Annotated in this window: 13 protein-coding genes; all 13 read left to right on the top strand. The window is 69.0% G+C overall.

Annotated elements, in window-relative coordinates; all coding sequences use genetic code 11:
- Positions 1 to 2: 2 nt before the first annotated feature.
- Genes ACWHYV_RS14350 through ACWHYV_RS14290 form a run of 13 tightly spaced genes read left to right on the top strand, consistent with a single transcriptional unit; the run spans position 3 to position 15384 of the window.
- The gene (locus tag ACWHYV_RS14350; RefSeq protein ID WP_447977179.1) at positions 3 to 1208 is read left to right on the top strand and encodes a hypothetical protein; all 1206 of its coding nucleotides are present in this window, start codon (positions 3 to 5) and stop codon (positions 1206 to 1208) included.
- Positions 1205 to 2191, top strand: a complete 987-nt coding sequence (locus ACWHYV_RS14345; protein WP_447977178.1) for a GNAT family N-acetyltransferase — start codon at positions 1205 to 1207, stop codon at positions 2189 to 2191. Before ACWHYV_RS14350 ends, ACWHYV_RS14345 begins: the two co-directional genes overlap by 4 nt.
- Positions 2188 to 4029 carry an arsenate reductase/protein-tyrosine-phosphatase family protein gene (locus tag ACWHYV_RS14340; protein WP_447977177.1) on the top strand — a complete coding sequence of 614 codons (1842 nt, stop codon included), beginning with the start codon at positions 2188 to 2190 and terminating at the stop codon, positions 4027 to 4029. Before ACWHYV_RS14345 ends, ACWHYV_RS14340 begins: the two co-directional genes overlap by 4 nt.
- Before the next feature lie 50 nt (positions 4030 to 4079).
- Positions 4080 to 4973 (top strand): glycosyltransferase, encoded by an 894-nt coding sequence (locus tag ACWHYV_RS14335; protein WP_447977176.1) that lies wholly within the window; start codon positions 4080 to 4082, stop codon positions 4971 to 4973.
- Positions 4974 to 4990: 17 nt separating this feature from the next.
- A complete protein-coding gene (locus tag ACWHYV_RS14330; protein ID WP_447977175.1) occupies positions 4991 to 5950 on the top strand; it encodes a glycosyltransferase family 2 protein in 960 nt (319 codons plus the stop codon).
- A 9-nt stretch (positions 5951 to 5959) separates the two neighbouring features.
- Positions 5960 to 6895 carry a glycosyltransferase family 2 protein gene (locus ACWHYV_RS14325; RefSeq protein WP_447977174.1) on the top strand — a complete coding sequence of 312 codons (936 nt, stop codon included), beginning with the start codon at positions 5960 to 5962 and terminating at the stop codon, positions 6893 to 6895.
- Positions 6892 to 8385 (top strand): lipopolysaccharide biosynthesis protein, encoded by a 1494-nt coding sequence (locus ACWHYV_RS14320; RefSeq protein WP_447977173.1) that lies wholly within the window; start codon positions 6892 to 6894, stop codon positions 8383 to 8385. The genes ACWHYV_RS14325 and ACWHYV_RS14320 overlap by 4 nt, the downstream gene beginning before the upstream one ends.
- The gene (locus tag ACWHYV_RS14315; protein ID WP_447977172.1) at positions 8385 to 9788 is read left to right on the top strand and encodes a hypothetical protein; all 1404 of its coding nucleotides are present in this window, start codon (positions 8385 to 8387) and stop codon (positions 9786 to 9788) included. The genes ACWHYV_RS14320 and ACWHYV_RS14315 overlap by 1 nt, the downstream gene beginning before the upstream one ends.
- Complete coding sequence (locus tag ACWHYV_RS14310) at positions 9785 to 11077, top strand: DegT/DnrJ/EryC1/StrS family aminotransferase (RefSeq protein WP_447977171.1); 1293 nt, start codon at positions 9785 to 9787, stop codon at positions 11075 to 11077. The genes ACWHYV_RS14315 and ACWHYV_RS14310 overlap by 4 nt, the downstream gene beginning before the upstream one ends.
- Positions 11068 to 12456, top strand: coding sequence for an O-antigen ligase family protein (locus tag ACWHYV_RS14305; RefSeq protein ID WP_447977170.1), 1389 nt, complete (start codon positions 11068 to 11070; stop codon positions 12454 to 12456). Before ACWHYV_RS14310 ends, ACWHYV_RS14305 begins: the two co-directional genes overlap by 10 nt.
- 29 nt (positions 12457 to 12485) lie before the next feature.
- Positions 12486 to 13016 (top strand): acyltransferase, encoded by a 531-nt coding sequence (locus ACWHYV_RS14300; protein WP_447977169.1) that lies wholly within the window; start codon positions 12486 to 12488, stop codon positions 13014 to 13016.
- Positions 13013 to 14155, top strand: a complete 1143-nt coding sequence (locus tag ACWHYV_RS14295) for a lipid II:glycine glycyltransferase FemX (RefSeq protein ID WP_447977168.1) — start codon at positions 13013 to 13015, stop codon at positions 14153 to 14155. Before ACWHYV_RS14300 ends, ACWHYV_RS14295 begins: the two co-directional genes overlap by 4 nt.
- 2 nt (positions 14156 to 14157) lie before the next feature.
- Positions 14158 to 15384: a glycosyltransferase gene (locus ACWHYV_RS14290; protein WP_447977167.1), complete on the top strand. Its 1227-nt coding sequence runs from the start codon at positions 14158 to 14160 to the stop codon at positions 15382 to 15384.
- Positions 15385 to 15444 lie beyond the last annotated feature (60 nt).

Raw genomic sequence — 15444 nt, 5'->3', positions numbered from 1 at the left:
CGGTGAAGGGGATCCTGCCACAGAGGTCCGCCGGGTTGCTCGAGCCGCTCCGCGCGGTGCGGCGATACCTGCAACTGCCGGCCGCCGCGAGACGGGCGATGCGGCATGACGCCGCCGGACCGCCGGATGCCGATCCGGGAAGCCGGCGGGTGATCGAGGCGGGGATCGGCTGGCTCGGCACCGCGCAGGACCGCTCGCAGTCGCAGGACGGGGGAGTGGCCCGGCACTTCAGCCTGATCACCGGGTGGAGTGCCTCCTATCCGGAAACGACCGGGTACATCGTCCCGACCCTGCTCGCCTATGCGGAGCGGCAGGGCGACGCGGCCGTGCGGGCCCGGGTGAAGCGGATGCTCGATTGGCTCGTCGCGATCCAGTTGCCCGAAGGCGGTTTCCAAGGCGGCATGATCGGCGAGCGCCCCGTCGTCCCCGTCACGTTCAATACCGGACAGATCCTCATCGGGCTCGCCGCCGGGGCGCGGGCGTTCGGGTCTCCTTACCGGGATGCCATGGTCCGGGCCGCGGATTGGCTGGTCGCGACACAGGATGCGGACGGCTGCTGGCGCCGGCATCCGAGCCCGTTCGCCGAGTCCGGAGAGAAGGCCTTCGACACCCACGTGGCGTGGGGCTTGATCGAGGCCGCTCGGGTGGAGCCCGGACGCGGATACCTGGACGCGGCGTTCCGGAACATCCGGTGGGCGCTCTCCCTGCAGCGGAGTAACGGCTGGTTCGCGCGCTGCTGCCTGACGGATCCCGGACAGCCGTTGACCCATACGATCGGCTACGTCCTCCGCGGCGTCATCGAAGGGTATCGGGCCACCCGGGACGCGATGTTGCTCGAAGCCGCCCGAAGGACGGCGGATGCCCTGCAGGCGACCATGCGTCGGGACGGGCACCTTGCCGGACGTCTTCGGGAGGACTGGCGACCGGCGGTCTCGTGGGCATGCTTGACCGGGACTTCCCAAATCGCCCTGTGTTGGTTGCTGCTGTACCAAGAGACGGGGTGCGAGAGCTATCTGACGGCCGCCGTCACCGCCAACCGGTACGTCCGCCGCACCGTGCGGGTCGAGGGACCGCCCGAGATCCGGGGCGGCGTCAAGGGGTCTTTTCCGATCCAGGGCGGCTACAACGCGTTTCTGTATTTGAACTGGGCCTGCAAGTTCACCCTCGATGCCAACCTGCTCGAATGGGAGCTGACGGGAGCGGCATGACGCAGCTACGGGTGGACAGAGAGCCGCATCGTGAGATGCGGGAACGGCTGGCGCGGCGCGATGCGGCGAACCCGTTCCACACGCCCTTCTATCTGGCCGCACGCGAACGGCTCGGCTGGGAACCCTGCCTGATCTCGCTGGGCGAGCCGGGCGCATGGGAGCCGGTGTGTGCGGCCTTTCTGAAAACCGGCCTCGTGACCCGCCACCTGGAGTTGCCCTCGGCACCGGCGCCGCCGGCCGGCGGCGAACGCTTCTGGCAGGACCTGTTCGCCTGGGCGCGGCGTACCCGCGTGACCGCGTTCGAGGCCGGCTCGTTTGCTTCGCCCGCCGCCGAGCTGCCGCACAGACCGCCGGCGACCGTACGCCGCCGGCGCTGGGAATACGTCCTGGACCTCACGTCGTCGAGACCATGGGCGGGGCTGTCGTCGAACCACGCCCGCAACGTCAAGCGAGGCCGAAAGAGCGGGCTCGTCATTCGCCGGCGTGCCGACGCCGACGCGTGCCGGGTCCACCTGGCGCTCATGGCTGCGTCCATGGAACGCCGTGAGGCGCGCGGCGAGCGGGTTCCGGGCATGGGGGCCGGCCAGCTCGAGGAGGTGACGGCCCTGGTCGAGACCGGTGCCGGAGAGGTCTTCCAGGCGGCGGCGGGCGAGGAGGTCTTCTCCTCGATCCTGCTGCTGCGCGCGCAGGCCGGGGCCTATTACCACTCGGCCGGGACGAGTCAGGCCGGCATGGCGCGAGGGGCGTCCCATTTTCTCGTTTACGGCATCGCCGAGCTGCTCCGGCAGGACGGCCTCGGGACGTTCAATCTCGGCGGCGTGAGCGACGCGGGGTCCGGCCTCGAGCAGTTCAAGCGCGGGTTCGGCGGCCGGCGTATCGAGCTCGAGGCGGCGGAGTGGGCCGTGAGCCGCGGCGTCACGCGGTGGCTGGGACGCGGGGTGCGGCTGCTGCGCGGTATGGCGGGGGCGGGGGTCGGACGATGAAGGCGGTCTTGATTCTCGGTGAAGAGCCGCGAATCGTCGTCGCGGTTGCCCGCTCTCTGGCGAGGTGCGGCGTGGCCGTCGACGTCGCCGCCATGTCACCGCACGCGCCGTCGATCTCCTCTCGCGCGATTCGGCGGTTCGTCCGCTTACCGTCCCCCGAGGCCGACCCCCTGTTCTTTTTCGCGTCCCTGCTTCAGCGTGTCGTCGGCTTCGAGTATGACCGGGTCATCCCGGCGAGCGACACGGCGCTCTCCGTGATCGCGGAGCATTTCGAGACGGTGGCCGAGATCGCTCCGCCCGCCTGCCCGGCCCCCGGCATCGTGCGCCGGGTGCTCGACAAGTCCTGCACGCTCGCCCTCGCGGCTCGCCACGGCGTCCCGGTTCCCGAGACGTATCCGGTCACGTGCGCCGCTGACGTGGATGCCCGTCTCATCCGGTTCCCGGTCATCGCCAAGCCGGCGAGGAAGCGTGCCGGCGCGGCCGCCGCGTTCAAGGTCCGGCGGTTCGAGACCGCCGCCGAGCTGCGGGCGGCATTCGAGACCTATCCTCGATTCGACCGTGACTATGTCGTTCAGGAGTTTTGCCCCGGGGTCGGGGTTGGAGTGGAAGTGTTGATGCACAAGGGCCGCCCGCTCGCGCTGTTCCAACACCGCCGCGTGAAGGAGTTCCCAAGCGCCGGCGGCGTGAGCGTCGTCGCGGTGTCTCAAGCGGTCGATCCGTTGTTGGCGCAGCACGCCGTCCGGCTGTTGCGCGCGCTCGACTGGGACGGGGTCGCGATGGTGGAGTTCCGCGTGGATCCCGAATCGGGGCGGGCGGTGTTGATGGAGGTCAACGGCCGCTACTGGGGGTCGCTCGCGCTGTCCATCCATGCGGGCATGGACTTCCCTCGTTACGACTGGGAGCTCGCCCAAGGCGGCACCCCGGTGATCCCTCAGACCTACCGGGTCGGCGTGCGGGCACGGTGGACCGCCGGCTCGCTCCAGCGGCTGCGGGACGCCCTGCGAGGGGAGCCGGCCGGCGGGCCCTCGGCCCTCCGCACCGTCGCCGATACCGTGGCGGACGCACTCCCGCCGACCAAGGACATGCTCTGGAGTTGGCGAGATCCTCACCCGGGCTTCTCGGAGCTCGAGCGGCTCCTTCGCAGCCTGCTGCGCGGGGCCCTCGCGCATCTGGTGCGGCGGGCGATCCCGGCGCCCATGCTCGTCATTCGGCGGCGGAGTCTCGCGCTGGACACCCGGGCGCGACGCGTGTTCCTGGCCAAGGCCCTGGGCCGCGGAGTCGGCCTTCAACGGGATCGGGTGCCGGCCTGGGTGGCCCACGCCCGGTCGGTGCTGTTCGTCTGCCACGGCAACATCGTCCGCAGCCCCATGGCGGCGGCCTTGTTGCGGCAGGCGCTCGAGAAACGCGGGCGCTCGATCGAGGTCGAATCGGCGGGGCTGCACGCCAATCCGCTCAACGGCGCGGACCCGCGTGCCGTCGCCGCGGTTGCGGAATACGGCGTCTCCTTACGGGACCATCGCGCCACTCCGGTCACCCCTGACCTGGTCCGGCGTGCGGACGTCGTCTTCGTGATGGACCACTATAACGAGGCGGAGCTGCTCGCCCGGTTTCGGTCCGCCAAAGGCAAGGTCGTCTTGCTCGGTGCGTGCCGGTCGGAGCTCGGCTGCGATCTCGAGATCGACGATCCGTATCGCGGGACGTTCGAGGACGTGCGGCGGTGCTGCGACACGCTGCGGGCCCGGATCGAGGACCTCGCCGACCGCCTGGTGCAGGGAATGGACGGGGAAGGACTGGCGCCTCCCCTGTACGCCGAGCAGCGTGCGGCCTCCGGCCGCTAGTCGAGAATCGAGGGGACGATGAAGATACAGGGCACGAGAAAGAGGCGGCATTGGAACTCGTCAGCGTCGTTATTCCTTGCTACAAGCAAGCCCATTTTCTGTCGGAGGCGATCGAGAGCGTCCTGGCCCAGACCCATCCCGAGCATGACATCATCGTCGTGGACGACGAGTCTCCGGACGATCCCGCCCGGATCGTCCGCCGCTATCCCGGGGTGCGGTACATCCGCCAGCCCCGACAGGAGCGCTGCGCGGCGAGAAACCGGGGGCTCGAGGCCAGCCGCGGGCCGTACACCGTCTTTCTCGATGCGGACGATCGGCTGCTGCCCGAGCATTTCGCGTCGTGCCTGGAGCTGTTCCGTCGGCATCCCGACGCGGGCTTCGTCTGCGGAGACTACCGCTGGTGCGGGGTAGGAGACGTGCACCACATCCACGATTGCCGGCCGACGCCGGATCACTACGCGACCTTGCTGCGGACCAACTTCATCGGCCCGCCGCATACGGTGATGTTCCGGCGCGACATCCTGCTGAAGGAGCACGGATTCAACGTCGAGCTGAAAAGCTGTGAGGACCAGGACCTGTACCTGCGCATCGCCCGCGCGCACCCGATCTACTGCCACCATCGGGTCATCGCGGAGTACCGGCGCCACTCGGAGCAGACCTCTCAGAAATGGGACCTGATGTTGCGGTATGCCGTGGAGATGCTCAGGCGGCATCACCGCTATGCGAAAGGACGGCCCGACTACGAGCGGGCCTGGCGGATCGGATGGCACCATCGCCGCCGTCTGTACGGGGAGCCGCTGGCTTGGAGCACGGTGGCGGCCGCGCGCGCGGGTGATTGGCGCCGGGCGGGGCGTCTCTTGGGGGCGCTGCTCCGGTGGTATCCGGAAGGGCTCGTGATGTTGGCGCGGCACAAAATGGGGCGGCGGGCGGGGCACCCACGGTGACGATCGAGGACGGCGCCATGGAGCTGGAGACATTGGGACGGCGGGGGATCGAAGACACGGCGCTCGCTCCGCATCCGGAGCTCGTGAGCGTCGTGATCCCGTGCTATCGGCAAGCCCGGTTTCTCGGCGAGGCCATCGACAGCGTCCTGGCGCAGACCCATCCCCATTACGAGATCATCGTCGTCGACGACGGCTCTCCGGATGAGACGGCGCAGGTCGCGGCCGGGTATTCGACCGTTCGGTACGTCCGCCACGAACGCAACCGGGGGCTCCCGGCGGCGCGGAACACCGGCATGCACCACAGCCGCGGCCCGTACCTGGTGTTCCTGGACGCCGACGACCGCATCCTACCCCATCACCTCGAGACGTGCCTGGACGTCTTTCGCCGCCGTCCCGAGCTCGCGCTCGTGTGCGGCGACTTCCGGTGGTTCGGCGCCGAGGGGACGTGGCACCGCCACACCTGCTCGGATCAGCCGGACCAGTACGCGGCGCTCCTGCGCTTCGGGTTCATCACGCCGCCGCACACCGTGATGGTCCGTCGTGAGGCGCTGATGCGTCTGGGCGGTTTCGGGGAACACTGGCGGTCCAACGAGGACCGTGATTGCTGGCTGCGCCTCGCGCGGCTCTATCCCATCCAGTGCCATCACCAGGTGATCGCCGAGTATCGGCGCCATCCGAATCAGATGTCCCGGAAGTGGGACGTGATGCTGTCGACCGGTGTGCGCGTGATGCGGGACCAGTGGCCGTACGTCAAAGGGAATCCCGTCTACGAGGCCGCGTACCGCAGCGGCGTGCGTCAATACCAAGACGCGTGCGGCCCTCCGCTCGTCTGGCAGATGGTCGCGGACGCGCGCGCGGGTCGGTGGGGGCGGGCGTTCCGCGCGCTCTGGGTGCTGCTCCGCTTCTACCCGCAGGGCCTGGCGGGACTCCTCCGTCACAAGCTCGGGCGGCTCTTGGTGGCCGAGAAGGCCGAGTAGCGAGGAACGATGAGCATCGGTCGTCCGCAGCCGCAGCCGCTCGTCAGCGTCGTGATCCCCACGCACAATCACGGGCGGTATATCGGGGAGGCGATCGCCTCGGTTCAGGCCCAGGCCAACTCCCGCTGCGAGATCGTCGTCGTCGACGACGGATCGACCGATCACACGGCGGATGTCCTCGCGGGCTGTTCCGGCGTCCGGTACATCAGGCAGGCGAACCGGGGTCCGGCCGCCGCGCGGAACCGAGGGCTCGCGGCGAGCCGCGGCGACTACGTGGTCTTTCTCGATGCCGACGACCGCGTCTTACCCGGGCACTTCGAGACGTGTCTCGATGGGTTCCGACGGCGGCCCGAGGTCGGCTGGGTCTGCGGGGATTTCCGTTTGCTCGGGCCGGACAGCACGTGGCGTCACGTGCACTGCTGCGATCCCTTGCCCGACCACTACGGCTCCCTGCTCCGCGTGAACTTCATCGGCTCGATTCACGCCGTCATGTTCAAGCGGCAGGTCCTGGTCGAGGCGGGCGGCTTCGATCCCCGGCTTCAAGCCTGTGAGGATTATGATCTCTATCTCCGGCTCGCGCGGCGCACGCCCTTGTATTGCCATCACGAGGTGATCGCCGAGTACCGCCGGAAGGCGCACCAGCTCTCCCGGCAATGGGACGTGATGTTGAAGTGGGGCATGCACGTCCTGCGCGCGCAGCGTCCGCATCTCCGTGCGCAGGCCGCCTACCGGGACGCCTATCGTGAAGGCCTTGCGCGCTGCCGCACCCGCTACGGGGAGCTGGCCTTGTGGCAGATGGTCGCGCTGGCGCGTCGGGGGGAGTGGCGGCGCGCCGGACGCTTCCTCGCCGTGCTCGCCGCCTGCTACCCGCAGGGGCTTGCCGCGGTGATCGAGGGCAAGATCACGCGCCGCCTCACCAGGCTGCTCAGGCAGAGGCCGACATGAAAGAGCGGGTGGCACGGTCCCTCTTTTGGATGGTCTGGTCGAGGGGCGGGATCCAGGCCTTGTCCTTTCTCAGCACCCTGTTCGTCGCGCGGTGGGTGAGCCCCGGCGATTACGGCGTGATGGCGGTGGTGGGAATTTGGACCGCGGTCTTCGCGATGCTGGCCGAGCTGGGTCTGGGCGGCGCCGTGGTCCAGTTTAAGGACGTCGACGAGGGAGAGCTGAATGTGATCTTTTGGCTGACGCTCGTCACGACCGTGTCCGGATATCTCCTGTTGTTCTCGGCGGCGCCCGGTATCGCGGAGTGGTTCGGGATTCCCCGGGTGACCGACGCGCTCCGCGTGGCGAGCCTCTCGTTGCTCCTCGCGTCCATCCGGCTGATCCCCGACGCCATGCTTCGGAAGGAGGTGGCGCTCGACAAGATCGCCCAGGCCGAGATGGCGGCCGCCGTGCTGAGCATTCCCGTGACGTTGGGGCTCGCCTGGAACGGGGCCGGGGTCTGGGCGCTGGTCCTGGGATGGCTCACCCAGGCCTGCACCCAAACGGCGCTGATCGTGCGCTTTCGTCCCTGGTTCCCCGGCTTCGTCATCAGCGGGCGGCGGCTCGGTGCGATGCTCCGCTACAGCCTGTCGGCCGTCGGCGCGCACCTCGGCTGGGCGTTGTACCAGCAAGTGGACAGCGTGATCGTCGGCAAGGTCACGAATGAGCAGAGCCTCGGCCTCTATTCCATGGCCAAGCATCTCGCGACGCTGCCCGTCACGAAAATTTCGGTGGTGGTCAATCAGCTCTCGTTCCCGATCCTGTCCCGATGGCAGGACGACCGCGAGCGACTGCAGGACTCGTTCGTGAAGATCCTGCGCCTGGTGACCTGCGTCACGATGCCGCTGAGCATCGGCGGGGCCCTCGTCGCCGACGATTTCGTCCGGGTGGCGCTCGGGCCGAATTGGATGCCCGTCGTGCCGATGTTCAGGATCTTCTGCCTCTATGCCGTTCTGCACTCGGTCCAAGTGCTCTTCGGGCCCGTCTTGCTCGCGCGGTACCGCACCGGATTTCTGTTCCGCCGCAACCTGCTCTTGCTCGTCGTGATGCCGGGTCCCTTCGTCGTCGGCGCATGGTGGTACGGCACGATCGGGGTCGCGTTGGCCTGGGTCTTGGTCTATCCGCTGGTGTTGGTCGGCATGGCGCGCGAAGGGATGCGGGAGCTGGGCTTGAAGGCCTCGGCCCTGCTGCGGGAGCTCAGCCCCTTGGTCAGGCCGCTCCTGCTGATGACGCTTGCCGTCGTCGCCGTGCGGCTCTTCTTTCCGGTTGCGACGGTGGGGGCGACCGCCGTTCGCCTCACCGTGGAGATTCTGCTGGGTGCGGCGAGCTACGGCGGCGGCATCATGGTGGACCGCCGTATGTGTGCGGAGGTTGTCGAGATCTTCGGATGGGTCTTCAGGCCGAGACACGCGCTCGGCGTGCCGAAGGCCGCCACACAGGTGGGAGGCACGTGATGCGGGAAGCCGCGAGACGGATGAACGGAGCGGATGGCGACGGCGAGCGGTCCGGGATGACCCCCGTCCTGCTCATCGCCTATCACTACCCGCCGGCCCCCGCTGTCGGCGGGGTACGCCCGCATGCGTTCGCCCGCTACTTGCCGGGGTACGGCTGGTCGCCGATCGTCCTGACGGTGCCGACCGAAGACAAGGAAGGGCGCGCAGGGCTGGCGGCGGGGTCCGTCCATCAGGTCGCGGAATGGCCGCACCCGCTCAAGGTGTACGAGCGGTGGCGGTCGCGGCAAGCCGAGCGGCGGGGGACGGGGCCGTCACGGGCGGCGCAGATCGAGGTCCCGTACGAGCAGTGCTTCACCCCGGCCCGCGGGCTGCCTGCAAGGACGAAGCGCTCGCTGCTCGCGCTGTTGTCCCTGCCCGACCGTGAGGCGGCGTGGGTGCCGCCGGCGGTGCGCGCGGGCCTCCGGCTCATCCGCCGGCACGAGATCCGCCACGTGATCACGACCGGTCCTCCGTTCACGGCGCACGTCGTGGGTCTGGCGTTGAAACGGCTCGCACCCGTCGCCTGGATCGCGGACTTTCGCGATCCGTGGTCGCTGCGGCACAAGTTTCCGATCTTCAGGAGCCCGCTCAGCGACCGGCTCGAAACGCGGTTGATCGCCCGCGTCATGCGGGACGCCGACCTCATCCTCTCCGTCACGCCGGCGATGACCGATGAGGCCAGGAAGGAGCATCCCCTGATACCGGTCGAGCGGTTTCACACGTTGACGAGTGGATTCGATCCCGAGGAGCTCGCGTCCATCGACTGGTCGCGGCCGGACCCGACCCCGCTCGTCTTTTCCTACTTCGGCACGTTCTACCACGGTCGGACTCCGGAGCCTTTCCTGGCCGCGCTCTCCGGGCTCATCCAAGACGGGAGCCTGAAGCCCGAAGACGTACGGGTCCGGTTCGTGGGGCAGGTCGGCCGCGCGGACGGGCAATCGGTCCAGGGCATGGTGGCCCGCCTCGGCCTGGCCGAGCTGGTCTCGCTGCATGGATCCGTGTCGCGTCACGAAGCCCTGAAGCAGACGCTCGAGTCGCACGTCGTGCTCGTGCTCGACGAACGCCACCCCCTGCAGGTTCCGCTGAAGCTCTATGACGCCTTGGGGGCGGGGCCGGTGATCTTCAACATCGGGAGTCGTGGCGCCGTGGCCGACATCCTGACCCGGACCGGACGGGGCGTGGCCGTGCACTATCAGAACCGGTCGGAGATCCGGAAGGGTCTCCTCGCCTGCATTCGGCGGGCGCGCGCCGCCCTCGGGCAAAATCGGCCGGCCCCGTGGCAAGAGCCGGCCGTGCAGGACTTCGACTTCCGCCGGTTGACGCAGCGCCTGTCCATGTACCTGGAGGCATTGTCGGCGACGTGAAAGACGGAGCTCAGGCCTCGCTGATCATCGAACGCGGACACGACCGGCCGGCGCCGGCGATCCGAGCGGAACGCTGGCGGCGCGCGGTGGACGGTCGATTCCGCGCCTTGCCGCCGGTGGGTGCCCCGATTCCGTTCGCGGCGGTCCTCGTGGCGATCGCGCGCACGGCCGCGCCGTCGGCGTCCGCCTGGGGCCGCCTCGCGGCCCGGCTCACCGCCGCGGTCGGATGTCGCGACTGGATTTTCACGGTCTCCGGCCGCTCGGCGCTGGCGGTGGCGCTGGCGGCGCTCTCGCAGCAGCGGCCGGACCGTGACGAAGTCATCGTTCCCGCGTACACCTCCTATTCCGTGCCGGCCGCGGTCGTGAAGGCGGGGTTCACGGTGAGGCTGTGCGACATCGAAGGTGACACGCTGGGCTTGGCCCCCGATGCCGTCGAGGCGGCCATCACGAAGCGGACCCTCGCCATCGTGGCGCACCATCTGTACGGGCTCCCGTGCCGGATCCATGCGCTGCGCCGGATCGCCGACCTGGAGGGAGTCCCGCTGGTCGAGGACGCGGCGCAGGGCATGGGCCTTCGATGCCGAGCACAGCCGGGCGGGGCCACCGGGCACGTGGTCGTGTTCAGCGTGAGCCGCGGAAAGACCCTGCCCGGAGCGGGCGGCGGGATCATCGGGATGAACGACCCCGCATTGGCCGCGGCGTGCCGAGACCGGGTGCGCGGCCGGCGACGGGCTGGGCACGACCTGGCTCGTATGGTCCAGGCGGCGGCGATGGCGGCCTTCCTCCATCCCACCCTCTACTGGATGCCGGCCGCGGTGCCGTGGTTGGGGCTCGGCCGGTCGATCTTCGATCCGGGGTTCGAGGTGGCGCCGATGACGGCGTTTCAGCGGGAGCTGTTCGCCGCCTTGCTGCCTCACGAGGCGCGCCTGCGGAGGACCCGCCAGGCGCGTGCGGCGCTGCTGGCCGAGGCTCTGGCGGGCAGCGGCCTCCGCGTGCTCTGGCCGAGGCCGGACGACGAAGGGGCGTTTCTGCGCCTGGCGGTCCTTGCGCCGACCGCCGCCGTACGCGGCCGGCTGCTGCACCGCCTGCGGGAGGCCGGCTTGGGAGCGACGGAGGGGTTTCCGCTCCCGCTGGAACGACTGGAGCCGCTCCGTCCTTGGCTTGCGGGATCGTCGTCATGCCCGACGGCCGAGGAGATCAGCCGGCGGCTGATCACGCTTCCCACCCATGCCTGGGTCACGGCGCGCGACGCCGGTCGGATCGCAGAGGAGGTGCGGCGATGCGCCTAGCGAGCCACGCCGGCGTCCTGCCGTTGCGGCGCGAGCGGTCCCGGACGGGGCTGTCGTGGGGACACGTGTTCCTCATGCTCTATGCCACGGTCGCCGTGGGACGGATCCAGGAGCTGATCCCGGTGCTCGCCCCGTTGCGGCCGGGGCTCCTCGCGGGTGGGTTGGCGCTGCTCGCCTGGCTGAAAGCCCCGGGCGGGCTCGCTGACAAGGTGCCGCTCGAGATGCCGGCGGTCAAGGACGTGATGCTCTTGCTCGTCCTCGCGATCGTCACCGTGCCGATCGCCGTCTGGCCGGGGAACAGCCTCCGTTACCTGCTGGCCGTGTACATGAAAACGATCCTCCTGTTCCTGTTCGTCATCTATTGGTGCCGGACGATCCGAGAGGTGCGCGCCCTGATCTGGGTGTGCTGTCTGGCCACCGCGGCATTGGCCGTCCCGGGGATCTTCCATGGGCCCGACGAAGGACGATACGCCGCCGAATCCCTGAGCTACGACGCCAACGACCTCGCGCTCCTGTTCGTCGTCGCGATGCCGCTGATTCTCTACCTGTTCTCGACCTCCGAGCGACGTGCGAAGCTGGTGTTGCTGGGCTTGGCGCTGCTCTGCCTCTACGGGGTCGTGCTCACGCAGTCCCGGGGCGGACTGCTGGCGCTCATGGTCGTGGGCGGCCTGGCCTTGTCGCGGAGCCGCATGAAACGGTCCGCCAAGTACGCGATCGTCGCCTGCGCGGTTCTCGTCTTCGGCGTGCTGGCCGGGACGGCGTGGAAGGAGCGCATCCGCACCATGTGGGACCCGCAGACCGAGTACGATCGGACGGCGGGCGGACGGACGGATATCTGGAAGACCGGCTTGGTCCTGCTGATCACGCGGCCGTGGGGCGCGGGCATCGACGGGTTCGTCACGGCGGAGGGCTTGTCGCACGGGGGCTTCGGCAAATGGAACGCCGCCCACAATTCCTTCCTCCAACTCGCGGTCGAGTTGGGCGTCCTCGGCTTGGCCGTCTTCATCCGGCTGTTGGCCCGCACCATCAGGACGCTCCGGACCGTCGAGACGGCCACGGACCGGCGGCGCGCCAGCCCGCTCGCACGGCCGCGCGGCGATCCCGTTCCGGCGCCGGCCCCGGACGCCGGGCCCGAAGGCGAGCGCGACCGGTTGTTCTTGCTGGCCGAGGCGCTCGAAATCAGTTTGTGGGGATTCATCGTCGGAGGCTTCTTCCTGTCCCAGGCCTACAGCAGCCTGCTCTACATCATGTTGGCGCTTGCGGTCGTCTGTGTGCGGCTGGTCAAGCAACAGACGGGGCAGGGGGCCCTCGAGGGGATGCGACAGACGGGCCTCCATGTGCCGCGGGGGCCGTTTTCCGAGAAGTTCCGGGCCGGCTGACCCGGCGGGGGTGAGAGGATCGAGCGGCCGTGTTCGACGCGGTCAAAGTCGGGTGGTGGATGCTGATCGAAAAGCTGCTGCGGTGGTGCATCCATCCGCGGCTGAGAGCGCGCTGCCTTCATCTCCTGGGCGCCCGGATCGGCAAGCGCGCGCGGATCTACGAGGTCGTCCTCATCAATCCCTTCGCCGGCTTCGCCAACCTCTCGGTGGGGCATGATTCGGTGATCGGGACCGGGACGATGATCGACCTGACCGGGCGGGTCCGCATCGGCTCGCATACCGCGATCGCGCCCGGCTGCATGTTCATCACCCACAGCGACCCGGGGTCGCGCATCGGGAACCGCCTGACCGCGCTGTACCCGCGGACGGTGGAGCCGATTCAGATCGGCGACCACGTCTGGATCGGGGCGCAGACGTTGATCTTGGGAGGAGTGATGATCGGCGACGAAGTGGTGATCGGCGCGGGGTCGCTGGTGACGCGGGATATCCCCTCGGGTGTGGTGGCTTACGGCCGTCCCGCGATGCCGGCCCGCTCGTTGAGCGAGGTGCACTCGATATGAGCCTGCAGATCGTACGCAATCCGGACCGCGAGGCGTGGAATCGGTTCGTGGGGCTCCAGCCGGGCGGCAACGTGTTTCAGTCCTATGAGTGGGGAGAGGTGCGCGAGGCCCAAGGATGGCGACCGTGGTACGTCGCGGTCGCCGACGGTGAAGAGTGGGCGGGCGCCGCGCTGATCCTCTCGAAGTCGTTGCCGGGTGGGGTGGGGACGCTGCTCTATTCGCCGCGCGGCCCGATCCTCGGCTCTCACCCGGCCGCCCTCCCGGCGCTGGTGGAGGCCGCCCGGCAGATCGCCCGCGAGACGGGCGGTCTCTTCTGGCGTATCGAGCCCCCGGTCCTGTTCGACGACGCCGAACGCGCCCGCGGATTCGAGTCGGCGGGCTTCCGGGCGGTGCCGATGGAATGGTCGTACTGGAACCGGCCGAAGTACGAGATGCAGATGAGCATCGCGGAGGGGGAAGCGGCGGTCTTCGCGAAGCTGGGGACGAAGATCCGGACCAAGGTGCGCCACGCGGCCAAGCGAGGGGTAGTGATCGAAGAGGGGGACGGCGAGCTCGACCTCGAGCATTTCTACCGCCTGCTCCAGGACACCGGCATGAAGAAGCGGATTCCCGTGCGCGGGCTCGACTATTTCCGCGTGCTGCACCGCACCCTGATCAAGCCGGGGATGGCCCGCCTGTTTCTCGCGCGCAAGGACGCCACGCCCGTCGCGGGCGGCATTTCAGTCCGGTTCGGCGCCGGCGCGAGCCTGCTGTACCTCAGCAACGATTACTCGATGCAGCGCGCCGGCTGGGCGATCCAGTGGGAGATGATCCGCTGGGCGATCGCGCACGGCTGCCGAACCTACGACTTCGGCGGGACGGGGACGAACTATCCGCCCAGTGAGACCGACAAAGGGTACGGCGTCTATCAGTTCAAGCGCAGTTTCGGCGCCGAGATCGTCCGGTGGTACGGCTATGCGGATTATGTGTTCGACCGATGGCGCTATGGCGCCTTTCGAGCCATCGAGCGGCATCTGCCGTATGGCGAACGCGTCTTCATCGAATGGCCGAAACAGTGCCTCTACCGCCTGCGGCGGTCGCGGTCCACGGCGGTCGCCGAGGGGCACGCCGCCGGCGCCGAGAAGGACGGGAAGGACTGACGATGAAGCTGCTGTTTCTCACCGGGACCCTCCCGTATCCCCCCACGGACGGGTGGAAGATCCGCGTCTTCGCCTTCCTCCGTGCGCTGGCGGAGCGGCACGACGTGTCGGTCGTCTCGTTTTACCGGCCGATCGACGAGGCGCTGGCCGCCGACCGGTTGCGCGAGCATGGCGTCGATCTTCACGTGATCCCCCGGTCTCCGCGGTATTCCCCGGTGAAGCTGGCCCAGGGCCTGTTCGCGAAGACGGCGTTTCCGATCCTCAACTATCACCACCCGCAGATGGCGGAGGCCGTGAAGGCGGTGCTGCGGCGGCACGAGATCGATCTGATCCAAGCCGAGAGCCTGCACACGGCCCAGTACGCCCTGGGCCACGGGGTTCCCGCCGTCCTCGACCTGCACAACATCGAGTCGCTGCTGATGAAGCGGTTCGCCAGGCAGATCCCGAACCCGTTCAAGCGCCTGTATGCCGAGGTCACCTGGCGCAAGCTCGCCACCTACGAGCGCCAGGTCTGTCCGGCGTTCACACATTGCCTGACGTGCTCGGACGAAGAGCGGGTCCTGCTGCAGACGTGCGCCAACGTCGAGCGGGTCAGCGTCGTGCCGAACGGCGTCCACGCGGCCTCGGTCGCCGAGGCGCAGCCCGACGGAGCGACGGAGGACCGCGAGCGTGTGGTCTTCGTCGGCCGCATGGACTATCACGCGAACGTCGAAGGCGTGCGGTGGTTCTGTCATCGGATCTTGCCCCGTATCCGGGCCCGGCGCCCGAACGTCCTGTTCCAGATCGTCGGCGGCCATCCGGTGCCCGCGATCTCGCGCTTGGCGTACCCGGGTATGATCGAAGTCACCGGCTTCGTCACCGACGTCCGGCCCTACCTGGCGAAAGCCCGCGCCGTCGTCGTGCCGCTCCGTATCGGCGGCGGGACACGCCTGAAGATTCTCGAGGCCCTGGCCATGGGCAAGGCCGTCGTCAGCACCACGTTGGGAGCGGAAGGGATCGAGGCGGTGCCGGGACGGGACCTGATGATCGCCGATCGTCCCGACGACTTTGCGGCGCGCGTCATCACGGTCTTGGAAGACGGCGACGTCCGCAGGCGGCTGGGAGCGGCGGGCCGCCGACTCGCGGCGACCAAGTACGACTGGGGCCACATCGTCAAGACCTTGGAGGGCGTGTACGAGCGGTGCCTCGATGCCGGGCCGCGGTATCGGCACGCGCAGCCGGTCGCCTGACGATGTCAATGACGAGGGAAGGGCCGGGCCGCTTCACGCAGGGAGTCGGGCAGGGGCCGC

The sequence above is a fragment of the Candidatus Nitrospira bockiana genome (assembly GCF_965152565.1).
The sequence above is the reverse complement of the archived record's forward strand: the minus strand, read 5'-3'. Positions and strand labels throughout refer to the sequence as shown.